Origin of the sequence: Ramlibacter sp., from assembly GCF_035706265.1 — a bacterium.
Classification (GTDB): domain Bacteria; phylum Pseudomonadota; class Gammaproteobacteria; order Burkholderiales; family Burkholderiaceae_C; genus Ramlibacter.
On sequence record NZ_DASSVG010000517.1, the window covers coordinates 1 to 10807 of the forward strand.

10 protein-coding genes are annotated in these 10807 nt (G+C 70.9%); 5 read left to right on the plus strand and 5 right to left on the minus strand.

Annotated elements, in window-relative coordinates; translation table 11 throughout:
• The 3 genes from VFM98_RS18485 to VFM98_RS18495 all read right to left on the minus strand — a co-directional run.
• Positions 1 to 1382: glycogen debranching enzyme N-terminal domain-containing protein (locus VFM98_RS18485; RefSeq protein WP_325111364.1), on the minus strand; the 1382-nt coding region annotated here is incomplete at its 3' end.
• Positions 1336 to 3258, minus strand: a complete 1923-nt coding sequence (treZ, locus tag VFM98_RS18490) for a malto-oligosyltrehalose trehalohydrolase (protein WP_325111365.1) — start codon at positions 3256 to 3258, stop codon at positions 1336 to 1338. The genes treZ and VFM98_RS18485, both read right to left, overlap by 47 nt.
• Positions 3259 to 3362: 104 nt before the next feature.
• Positions 3363 to 3569 (minus strand): DUF6494 family protein, encoded by a 207-nt coding sequence (locus VFM98_RS18495; protein ID WP_325111366.1) that lies wholly within the window; start codon positions 3567 to 3569, stop codon positions 3363 to 3365.
• A gap of 78 nt (positions 3570 to 3647) precedes the next feature.
• Between VFM98_RS18495 and VFM98_RS18500 the strand changes: the two genes are divergently transcribed.
• A complete protein-coding gene (locus tag VFM98_RS18500; RefSeq protein WP_325111367.1) occupies positions 3648 to 4682 on the plus strand; it encodes an MBL fold metallo-hydrolase in 1035 nt (344 codons plus the stop codon).
• Positions 4683 to 4698: 16 nt separating this feature from the next.
• On the opposite strand, the gene VFM98_RS18505 is transcribed toward VFM98_RS18500, so the two are convergent.
• The gene (locus VFM98_RS18505) at positions 4699 to 5571 is read right to left on the minus strand and encodes an NAD(P)-dependent oxidoreductase (protein ID WP_325111368.1); all 873 of its coding nucleotides are present in this window, start codon (positions 5569 to 5571) and stop codon (positions 4699 to 4701) included.
• A 58-nt stretch (positions 5572 to 5629) separates the two neighbouring features.
• On the opposite strand from VFM98_RS18505, the gene VFM98_RS18510 reads away from it, so the two are divergent.
• Positions 5630 to 6649 (plus strand): DnaJ C-terminal domain-containing protein, encoded by a 1020-nt coding sequence (locus VFM98_RS18510; protein WP_325111369.1) that lies wholly within the window; start codon positions 5630 to 5632, stop codon positions 6647 to 6649.
• Positions 6650 to 6671: 22 nt separating this feature from the next.
• Here VFM98_RS18510 and VFM98_RS18515 read toward each other — a convergent pair whose 3' ends face one another.
• Positions 6672 to 7523, minus strand: coding sequence for a 3-hydroxybutyryl-CoA dehydrogenase (locus VFM98_RS18515; RefSeq protein WP_325111370.1), 852 nt, complete (start codon positions 7521 to 7523; stop codon positions 6672 to 6674).
• Between the two features lie 65 nt (positions 7524 to 7588).
• Between VFM98_RS18515 and VFM98_RS18520 the strand changes: the two genes are divergently transcribed.
• From VFM98_RS18520 to VFM98_RS18530, 3 genes are all read left to right on the plus strand, one after another.
• Positions 7589 to 9199, plus strand: coding sequence for a sensor histidine kinase (locus VFM98_RS18520; RefSeq protein ID WP_325111371.1), 1611 nt, complete (start codon positions 7589 to 7591; stop codon positions 9197 to 9199).
• A complete protein-coding gene (locus tag VFM98_RS18525; RefSeq protein ID WP_325111372.1) occupies positions 9165 to 9797 on the plus strand; it encodes a response regulator transcription factor in 633 nt (210 codons plus the stop codon). Before VFM98_RS18520 ends, VFM98_RS18525 begins: the two co-directional genes overlap by 35 nt.
• A gap of 105 nt (positions 9798 to 9902) precedes the next feature.
• Positions 9903 to 10807 (plus strand): putative Na+/H+ antiporter (locus tag VFM98_RS18530; RefSeq protein ID WP_325111373.1); only part of this gene is annotated, 905 nt, incomplete at its 3' end.

The following is a 10807-nucleotide window of genomic DNA, read 5'->3' on the forward strand; positions in this document are numbered from 1 at the left end:
ACCCAGCCTTCCACCTTGGCGTCCATCCAGGTGAGCTGGTAGCCCTCGGCGCCCTGCCGCAGCAGGCCGTCGCGCTGGTCCACGCCGATGTTGAAGCGCGTGCCGCGCAGGTGGTGCTCGATGATCGAGCAGAAGCAGGGAATCGCGTGGCGCAGCGTGAGCCGGTCTCCCGTCACCTGCACGTAGCGGTCCATCGCGTGGAAGAACCACAGCGTCGCATCGGCCGTGTGGTACAGGCCCTCGTTCTGCCCTTCCGGGAACATGTTGGGGATCAGGCCGTCCTTCACGTAGTGCAGGAAGGTGCGCAGGATGTAGCCGGCTTCCGAGTGGCGGCCGGTGGTGAGCGTCAGCCCCTCGAGGCTGATCATGGTGTCGCGCCCCCAGTCGGTGAACCAGTGGTAGCCGGCGATCACCGTGCGGGCCTGGTCGCCCTCGGCCTGCGCGCGCGCCGCATCGGCCTGGCGGCTGAAGGGCGAGATGATGAACTGGTCGGCGGCCAGCACGAGTTCGCCCGCGCGGCCGCTGCGCGCCGCCGGGTCGGCCTGTTCCAGCAGGCGCTCGCGCCGCGCGTGTTCGGCATTGAGGGCCTGCTGCGGCGTCAGCGCGTGGATCGTGTCCCAGCTCTCGGTGGAGGCGACCAGCGTGCATTCCTCGCCCGGCTGCAGCTCGGCGCGGAAGCGCCCCGGCGTCCAGACCCGCCCGCGCGCCGCATAGCCGCGCGCCGCCTCCAGCCGGTAGAAGAACTCCTCGAAGTTGCCGCCTTCCAGCACCAGCTGCGCCTCGCGCCCCAGCAGCGTCATGCGCAGCGGCGGCAGCTGGGGATGGCTCTCGGAGTGCACCTCGAAGCGCGAGCTCAGCACGTGCAGGCGGCACGGTTCGTCATAGGACTCGTCGACCGGATGCTCGTGGCCCCGGAAGTGCAGGCGCGGGCGCAGGATCAGCCGCACGCCCTGGCCGCCGGCCGTCATGCGGTAGTTCACGTGCACCGTGTTCTGGCCATAGGGCAGCACGATCCGCTTCTCGATCACCGCATCGCCGACGTGGTACGTCCACACCGGCAGGCCCATCTCGAGGCGGAACTCGGTCAGGATCTCCGGCAGCTCGTAAGGCTGTTCGGGCCGCTCCTCGCCGGCCAGGCGAATCGTGCGCCGGTCCGGCAGCCGCACCCATTCGCCCAGGTGGCTGAGCATCACGGTGCGGCCGATCGGCGTCGGCAGGGCGGCGATCAGCAGGCCGTGGTAGCGGCGCGTGGCCACGCCCGCGATCGAGCCGGAGGCATAGCCTCCGAGCCCGTTGGTCACGAGCCACTCGCGCGTCAGCAGCCGTTCGGGGTGTTCATTGTTGCCCCCCCAGGGCATCTTGTTCAGGATGGCTTCGGCCATCGGTTTCCTCCAGGCGGACAGGTTCCAGGACCGCGAGCGCATGCGCCGGCAGGCACCAGCCGTGCTCGCCGTCCGGTTCGTTCATTCCGTTGCCGCCCCAGCGCGGGTCCTCGCTGTGGCACAGCAGCTTCCAGCGCATGCCGTGCGGGGGCGCGAGCAGCGGCTCGGGCATCGGCTGCAGGGGCAGCGTGGGCCCGAGGTTCACGAGCAGCAGGCGGTCGTCGCCCGCGTCGCCGAGGAAGCGCAGCAGGAAGGCCTCCGGCCCGAGCACCGCGCCGTGCATGCGGCTCGCGTCGGCGCGCGCGAACACTGCGTCCTCGCGGCGCAAGCGCAGCAGGTCGCGGTGCATCTGCAGCACCTGCGCATGGCGTTCTCGCTCGGCGTGGTCCAGCTTGCATCGTCGGAACGTTTCTTCGTCGGCGGGCGTGGCGAGCAGCTTGCCACCTTCCTCGCTCGCGATGTTGGGAAACTGCCGCAGGAAGTCGTGCCGGCCCTTGCGGATCAGCCGGTTCAGCTCCTCCTCGTGACGCGCGAAGTAGAGGAAGGGCGCGCTGGCCGCGAACTCCTGGCCCTGGAACAGCAGCGGCGTGCCGGGCGCGAGCAGCAGCAGCGCCGTGAGGGCGCGCAGGCGTCCGGGGCTGGTGAGCTGGTGCAGCCGCTGGCCGCGCGCGCTGTTGGCCACCTGGTCGTGGTTCTGCAGGAACTGGATGAAGGCGCTGGCCGGCAGGTCCAGCGCGGGATGGCCGCGCCGCTGCTTCTGCCACGCGTACCACTGGCCCTGGTAGAGGAAGCCCCACTTCAGCGCCGAGATCAGCTCCTGCGGCGTGCCGCGCGTTTCCGTGAAGTAGGCGTCGCACAGGCCGGTGGCCGCGACGGTGGCGCTGTGGTGGAAGTCGTCGTTCCACATCGCATCGAGGCCCATGCCGCCGCGCTCCACCGGCCGCGCGAGCTCCGCGTGCTGCGGCTCGTTCTCGGCGCTGAGGTAGATGCCGCGCCGCCCTGCCGCGGCCCGCGCCGCCTGCGCGATCTCCGCCACGATGTGGGTAGGGCTGGCATCGAACAGGCATTGCGTCGCGTCGAGCCGCAGGCCGTCGAAGTGGAATTCGCGGATCCAGTACTCGGCGTTGCAGCGGAAGAACTCGCGCACGGGCGCGCTGTGCTCGCCGTCGAAGTTGACGGCCTCGCCCCATTCGTTCTCGTAGCGCTTGCTGACGTAGTGGGGCGAGAAGCGACCGAGGTAGTTGCCGCTCGGGCCGAAGTGGTTGTAGACCACGTCGAGGATCACCCCGAGGCCGACCGCATGGGCGCGGTCGATGAAGCGCCGCAGTTCGTCCGGCGTTCCGTACAGGCGGGTGGGCGCGAACAGGTTGACGCCGTCGTAGCCCCAGCCGAAAGGGCCGTTGAATTCGTTCACCGGCATCAGTTCGATCAGCGTGATGCCCAGGTCCTTCAGGTAGGGCAGGTGCCGCTCGGCGGCGGCATAAGTGCCTTCGGGCGTGAAGGTGCCCACGTGCAGTTCGTAGAGCACCTGCCCTTTGGCGCCGACACCCGGCCAGGCGGCATCGGTCCATTCGAAGCCATCGAGCGCCACGATCTCCGAAGGCCCGTGCGGGCCTTCCGGCTGCCAGCGCGAGGCGGGGTCGGGCAGGGCTTCCTTGCCGTCGAGGCGGAAGCGGTAGCGCATGCCGGGCCGCGCCGCCTCCACCAGGCCGGAGAAATAGCCTTCGCCTTCGCGGCGCAGCGGGGTGGCCGGTGCGGCCGCGCCCTCGAACACGGCGTCCACCTGTCGCGCGGCCGGCGCCCACACGCGGAAATGGGTGCCCTCGCCCGGCCGGTATTCCGCTCCGATGGGGAGCCGTCTTGCTGTCGTTGCCACGGTCAGGCGCTGCTCCGGAAGTCCACGGCCATTTTGCAGTGGCCCCGCGCGGCCGTGGGGTGAGGGTGAGCGCCTGTGTCCGGCCGCAGGCTCTGCAGCAGCGCCTACTGCAGCCGGATCTCGCCGTCGAAGTGCACCTGCAGTTTCAGGCCGGGGATCTCCAGCGTCATGCGGGCGGGGAAGGACTCGTTGCCGGCGATGGCCTGCTCCTGCAAGGCCTTGGCCACGGCCTGCTCCATCTCGCGCTGCGAGCTGACGCCGACCATCTTGAGGAACTTGCGCAGGCTGATGTTGAACGCTTCGTCATCCATGGCGGATCTCCTTCGGCCCGATGATCGCGCAAATCCCCGCGGCCGCAGTCCGGCTGCGCTTGATGCAAACTCGGCGTCATGCAGTACACCTCGCTTGCCTACCCGCTGGCCGCCCCGGCCCCGGGCCAGTCCACCTGCGTCGCGCCCGGCGTGCACTGGATCCGCCTGCCCATGCCCTTCCGGCTCAACCACATCAACGTCTGGGCGATCGAGGATGGGGAGGGCTGGACGCTGGTGGACACCGGCGTGCGCACCGAGGAGACCACCGCGGCCTGGCAGCACCTGCTGGCGACGCCGCCCTTCGACCGGCCGCTGGCCCGGATCATCGTCACCCACATGCACCCGGACCACATCGGCATGGCCGGCTGGCTGTCGCGCAAGTCCGGTGCGCGGCTGTGGATCTCGCGGCTGGAATACCTCGCCTGCCGGGTGCTGGTGTCCGACACCAGCCGCGACGCGCCGCCCGATGCGCTGCGCTTCTTCCAGGAGGCGGGCTGGAGCGTCGATGCGGTGGACGAGTACCGCGCGCGCTTCGGCAACTTCGGCAAGAACATCCACGCGCTGCCGGACAGCTTCCGCCGCATCGTGGACGGCGAGGTGATCCGCATCGGCGGGCACGACTGGGAGGTCGTGGCCGGCAAGGGCCATTCGCCCGAGCACTCCTGCCTCTACAACCGCACGCTGAAGCTGCTGATCTCGGGCGACCAGGTGCTGCCGAAGATCTCGTCCAACGTGTCGGTGCATCCGATCGAGCCGGATGCGAACCCGATGGCGGACTGGTTCGAGTCGCTCGACGTGCTGGAGCGGCGCGTGCCCGACGACGTGCTGGTGCTGCCGGCGCACAACGAGTGCTTCCACGGCCTGCATGCGCGCATCGCGCAGCTGCGCGAAGGCCAGGCCGCGGCCTTCGAGCGCCTGCGCACCGCGCTGCGCGAGCCGCGCCGCGTGCCCGACACGTTCGAGGCCTTGTTCAAGCGGCCGATCCGCGAGGCCGACGGCCACCTGTTCAGCCTGGCCACCGGCGAGGCGATCGCCTGCCTGAACTACCTGGTGCGCCAGGGCGAGGCGCGCAAGGTGTTGCGGGAGGGCGTGGCGTGGTATTCGCTGGCGTGAGCCTGCGAAGCGCGGATCACCGCTTTCCGAGGATCTTCACCAGCTCCGGCACGAACGCGCCCGCATCCGCCTCGCGCAGCGCGCCTTCCAGCGTGGACAGCACCGCCGCCGCCACCTCCTTCGCCGCGCCGGCGTCGGAGGCCATGGCGTTGTAGTAGTCGAGGTCCTTGCGCGCGTTGGCGATCGAGAAGCGCAGGCCGCCGGGATCTTCGGCCAGCAGGTAGGGCTTGATGCGTTCCAGCGCGGTGCCGCCGCCGCCGCCCTTGGCCAGCACCTCCGCGAAGGCATCGGGCGCGACGCCGCTGCGCCGGGCGCAGGCCGCCGCTTCGGCCAGCAGGGTGACCATGCCCAGCGACACGTAGTTGTGCAGCAGCTTCATGCCGTGGCCGGCGCCGACGGGCCCCACGTGCGTGATGTTCTCGGCGAAGCAGCGCAGGATGGGCCGGCATTCCTCCAGCAGCGCGGCGTCGCCGCCCACCAGCAGGTTCAGCCGGCCCTCGGCCGCCTCCTTGGGCGTGCGCGTCATGGGCGCGTCGAGGAAGCGCGCGCCGGCCTGCTGCACCGCCTGCGCCACCCGCGCCGTGGAGGACGGGATCGCCGTCGAACAGTCGATCACGATGCAGCCCGGGCGCAGGCCTTCCAGCAGCCCGCCCGGCCCCATCACCACCGCCTCCACCTGCGGCGACCCGGTGAGCACGGTGATCACCACGTCGGACGCGGCGGCGAGTTCCTTCGCGCTGGTGAAGCCGCGCGCGCCGCCCGCCTTGAGCGCGTCCAGCGGCTGGTTGCCGGCGTGCTCGAACAGCGCCAGCGGGTAACCGTGCTTCTGCAGATTGGTGGCAATGCCGTGGCCCATCAGGCCGATGCCCACCATGCCGATCTTCTTCATGTCGATGTTCTCCTCGCACGGATGGTAGCGCGTCCGCCTGGGCTACCATGCAGGCAGCGTGAACGTCGAAGACAGCTACCGGGAACTGGGGCTCACGCCCGACTGCACCGACGCGGAAGTGAAGGCCGCCTGGCGGCGCCTCGCCGCGCGCTGGCACCCGGACCGCAACGCGAGCCCGCACGCGCTGCGCAAGATCCAGCGCATCAACCGGGCGCTGGAGGAGATCCGGCGCTTTCGCGCCAGCGGCTTCGGCCCGATCACCGATTTCGACGGTGCAGGTGCCACGTCAGGGCGCGGCGGCGCGGGGCGCGCGCTGCAGCACGCCGTGCGCCTCACGCTGGAAGAAGCGCTGGCCGGCTGCATCCGGGAGATCGAGGGCGAACTGGTGGAGGACTGCAGCCTCTGCGCGGGCAGCGGCCTGCAGAAGCACGCGAGCGAATGCCGCGAGTGCCGCGGCACCGGGCAGGCGCGCCAGCCGCTCTGGTTCGCCTGGGCGGCCTCGGGCGCGAAGTGCAAGGCCTGCCACGGCAGCGGCTCGGTGCGCCACGCCTGCGCCGTGTGTGCAGGCACGGGCAAGTCGGCCTCCCGCAAGTACCGCTGCCGCGCGCGCATCCCCGGCGGCGTGCGCGAGGGCGACCTGCTGCACGTCCACGCGAGCTTCGATGGCCCGCATGCGGGCGGGAAGGTCGCGCTGGAGCTGCGGGTGGAAGTGGCGCCACATCCGCTCTTCACCCTCGACGAGGACGGCACCGTGCGCTGCGAGCTGCCGGTGGACGGCTTCGCCTGGGTGGCCAACCGCTGGATCGAGGTGCCCACGCCCTCGGGCCTGCAGCAGATGCGCCTGAAGCGCGGCTACCACACCTACCGCATCAAGGGCCAGGGCTTCCCGGGCGAGGACGGCCAGCCGGCCGACTGCATCGTCACCGTCGTGCCCCTGTTCCCCGAGGAGTTCGGCAAGGCGCAGGAAGCGCAGATCGACAAGCTGATCGCGGCCAACACCGGCGCCGCGGGCACGAAGGCGCACGCGCGGATGGCGACATGGCAGCGGGCGGTGAAGGAGTGGGCGGAAGGGCGGTAGGGGCCACGCCCCCCGCGCCGGCCTACTTGTACTCGTAGAACCCGCGCCCCGTCTTGCGGCCCAGGCGGCCGGCGGCCACCATTTCCTTCAGCAGCGGCGCCGGGCGGTACTTGGGATCGTTGAAGCCCTCGTAGAACACGTTCATCACCGACAGCATCGTGTCCAGCCCGATCATGTCGGCCAGCGCCAGCGGGCCGATCGGGTGGTTGCAGCCCAGGCGCATGCCGGTATCGATGTCCTCGGCGCTCGCCAGCCCCTCCTGCAGCGCGAAGATCGCCTCGTTGATCATCGGGCAGAGGATGCGGTTGACGACGAAGCCGGGGCTGTTCTTCGCCACGATGGGCGTCTTGCCAACCAGCTTGGCGAAGGCCTGCGCCAGCGCCAGCGTCTCGTCGGAGGTCTGCATGCCGCGGATCAGCTCCAGCAGCTGCATGACCGGCACGGGATTGAAGAAGTGCAGGCCGATGAACCGCTCGGGCCGCGAGATCACGGCCGCCAGCTGGCTGATCGAGATCGAGGAGGTGTTGGTGGCGATCACCGCCTCCTTGCGCACCAGGCCGTCGATCTGGCGCAGGATGCGCAGCTTCAGGTCCAGGTTCTCGGTGGCGGCCTCGATCACCATGTCGCACGGCGCGATGGCGCCGTAGTCAGTCGTGCCCTGGATGCGGGCCAGCACCGTGCCGCGCTCGGCCTCGGTCATCTTCTCCTTGCTCACGAGGCGCGCGAGGTTCTTGCCGATGGTCTCGACGCCGCGCGCCACGGCGGCGTCGTTCACGTCCACCATGGTGACGCGCAGGCCCGCCTGCGCGCAGACCTGGGCCACGCCATTGCCCATGGTGCCGGCGCCGATCACTGCGATGTGGGGATTGTTCATGGGGTCCATCCTGGAAAGGGAGTGCAGCCGTGCATCGTAGCAAGGCCCGGCTACCATGCCTGTTGATGCCCGTCACCGAACGCAGCTCCCCCCACCTGCCCGCCTGGGCCTGGGCCGGCGCTTATCTCGCCGCCTACGTGCTGCTGGACTGGGCCAGCTACTTCCGTCCGGTGCCGGGCCTGAACATCACGCCCTGGAACCCGCAGCAGGCGCTGGCCATCGCGCTGCTGCTGCGCGAGCCGCGCAAGGCCTGGCTGGTGCTCGCGGGCCTGCTGCTGGCGGAGGTGGTGGTGCGCGGGCTGCCGCCGCAGGGCTTCACCACCCTCGCCGCGGCGGTGGCGCTGACGCTCACCTTCAGCGCCATGGCCTGGGCGCTGCGCCGCACGCTGGACCTGGCCTTCCCGCTCGCGCACCACCGCGAGCTGCTCTGGCTGGCACTGATCGTCACCGTGGGCTCGCTCGCCAGCGCCGTCCTCTACGTGCTGATCCACGCCGGCAGCATGCCGGCCTCCGGCTTCGCGCTCGAAGCCGTGGTGCGCTACTGGGTCGGCGACGCCGTCGCCGTGCTGGTGCTGCTGCCCCTGCTGCTGGTGCTGCTGGCCCCGGCCCGGCGCGCGGGCCTGGGCTCGGTGCTGCGCAGCCCCGCGTGGTGGGCCGGCGCCGCCCTCACCTGCGCTGCGCTGTGGGTGGTGTTCGGCCGCGGCCAGCAGGACTACTTCAAGTTCTTCTACCTGCTGGTGCCGCCGGTGGTATGGGCCGCCGTGCGCTTCGGCGTGCAGGGAGCGGTGCTGTCCTCGCTGTTCACGCAGGCCGGCCTGCTGGCCGCCGCGCAGATCGCGCTGCGGCACGACCTCACGCTGTTCGAGCTGCAGGCGTTGATGGCCGCCACCGCGATGACGGGCCTGCTGCTCGGGGTGGCCGTGGACGAACGCGCGCGGGCCGAGGCCGACCTGCGCGCCAGCCTGCGCTTTTCCGCCGCCGGGCAGATGGCCGCCGCGCTCGCCCACGAGCTGAGCCAGCCGCTCACCGCCTTGAGCAACTATGCCGACGCCTGCCAGTCGCTGGCGGCCGATCCCGCCGGCCTCGACGGCCCGCACCGCCAGCAGCTCGCGCAGGTACTGCAGAAGCTGGTGGCGGAGGCGCGCCGCACCGGCGCCGTGACGCGGCGGCTGCGCGACTTCTTCCGTTCCGGCGCCACCTCGCTGCAGCCGACCGCGATCGACGCCCTGGCGCGCGAGACGCTGGAAGCGCACCACGAGTTCGCGCAGCGCCTGGGCGTGCGCCTGCAGGCCGAGACCGCGGCGGGCCTGCCGCCGCTGCGGGTGGACCCGATCCAGATCGCCGTGGTGCTGCGCAACCTGCTGGCCAACGCGATCGAATCGGCCGCGCAGGACGGCGGCGAGCGCAGCGTGCTGCTGCGGGTGGCGCGCGGCGACGGCGGCCTGCGGGTGGACGTGATCGACAGCGGCCCCGGCATCGCACCGGAGCGCCTGCGCGCCGTGTTCGACGCGCCGGCCTCGGACAAGCAGGGCGGCCTCGGCGTGGGACTCTCGATCTGCCGCAGCATCGTCGAAAGCCACGGTGGCAAACTCTGGGCCGAAGCCGGCCCGGGCGGCCGCTTCTGCTTCACCCTTCCGCGCGATGAATTCGACCCCGCCCCCGCCGCTGCCCTGTGAAACCGTCTACGTGGTGGACGACGACGCGTCGGTGCGCGATTCGCTCTCGCTGATGCTGAGCCTCAAGGGCTTCGCCACCGCCACCTTCGGCAACGCGGAGGACTTCCTCGCCACCGCGCGGCCGGAGTGGAAGGGCTGCGTGCTGGTCGACATCCGCATGCCCGGAATGTCGGGGCTGGATCTGCTGGAGGAAGTGCGGGGGCGCTTCCCCGGCCTCGCCGTGGTGGTGGTGACGGCGCACGGCGACGTGGCGGCGGCGCGCCGCGCCTTCCTCGCCGATGCCGCCGATTTCGTGGAGAAGCCCTTCGACAGCAGCCACATCCTGGCCGCGATCGGCAACGCCAGCGCCAGGCTGGCGGCGCAGGCGGCGCGCCAGCCGCGGGTGCCGCGCGGCAAGCTGCCGGGCGAGGTGCTCACCGGCCGCGAGCGGCAGGTGCTGGACCTGGTGATGCGCGGCCTGCACAACCGGCAGATCGCCACCGAGCTCGGGATCAGCCCGCGCACGGTGGAAGTCCACAAGGCGCGAGTGATGGAGAAGCTGGGCGTCTCCAGCGTGGTGGAACTGGTGCGCCTGCACGACGGGCCGGCGGAATCCTAGCCCCTGTCGTTCCCGCGCAGGCGGGAACCCGGAAACCCCTACGGGCATCCCGTACGCGCTCCCCTGATCCCTGCAAGCCCCCGCGGCGATAGCCTTTGCACGGCAATGACCGTCGCCGTCCAGTGGATCGCGTGTGCCCTCTTCGCGCTCGCGATCCTGCATACCTTCTCCAGCAAGTATTTCCAACGCCTCGCCCACCAGCAGCCGGCCCACGCCGGGGTGTGGCACCTGCTCGGCGAAGTCGAGGTCGTGTTCGGCTTCTGGGCCATCGTGCTGGTGGCGCTGATGATCGCGCTGCAGGGCCGCGTGGCCGCCACCCAGTACGTCGATTCGCGCGACTACACCGAGCCGATGTTCGTGTTCGCCATCATGGTGGTGGCGGGCAGCAAGGCGGTGCTGCAGGTGGCGCGCTCGATCGCGGCGCTGCTCGCGCTGGCGGTGCCGGCACGCGGCGCGATCGGCCTGTACCTCGTGACGCTGGTGGCCGTGCCGCTCATGGGCTCCCTCATCACCGAGCCGGCGGCGATGACGCTGGCGGCGCTGATGCTGCGCGACCAGATCTACAGCAAGCAGGTCTCCACGCGGCTGAAGTACGTCACGCTGGGCGTGCTGTTCGTCAACGTGTCGATCGGCGGCACGCTCACGCCCTTTGCCGCCCCGCCGATCCTGATGGTGGCCGGCAAGTGGGGCTGGGGCTTCGCCGACATGTTCACGCTGTTCGGCTGGAAGTCCGCGATCGCGGTGGCGGTGAACGCCGCCAGCGTCGCCTTCTTCTTCCGGCGCGAGCTCGCCGCGCTGCCGCCCTCGAAGGGCCGCGGCCAGGTGCAGTTGCCCGCGGGCGTGCTGGCGATCCACATCGCCTTCCTGGCCGGCATCGTCGTCTTCTCGCACCATCCGGCCGTGTTCATGGGCCTGCTGCTGCTGTTCCTGGGCTTCGCCACCGCCTATCCGCAGTTCCAGGACCGGCTGATGCTGCGCGAGGGCCTGCTGGTGGCCTTCTTCCTCGCCGG

Coding starts and splice junctions, on each gene's coding strand:
- VFM98_RS18495 (WP_325111366.1), bottom strand. CDS start 3,569: ATGGATGACGAAGCGTTCAACATCAGCCTGCGCAAGTTCCTCAAGATG.
- VFM98_RS18500 (WP_325111367.1), top strand. CDS start 3,648: ATGCAGTACACCTCGCTTGCCTACCCGCTGGCCGCCCCGGCCCCGGGC.
- VFM98_RS18505 (WP_325111368.1), bottom strand. CDS start 5,571: ATGAAGAAGATCGGCATGGTGGGCATCGGCCTGATGGGCCACGGCATT.
- VFM98_RS18515 (WP_325111370.1), bottom strand. CDS start 7,523: ATGAACAATCCCCACATCGCAGTGATCGGCGCCGGCACCATGGGCAAT.
- VFM98_RS18520 (WP_325111371.1), top strand. CDS start 7,589: ATGCCCGTCACCGAACGCAGCTCCCCCCACCTGCCCGCCTGGGCCTGG.
- VFM98_RS18525 (WP_325111372.1), top strand. CDS start 9,165: ATGAATTCGACCCCGCCCCCGCCGCTGCCCTGTGAAACCGTCTACGTG.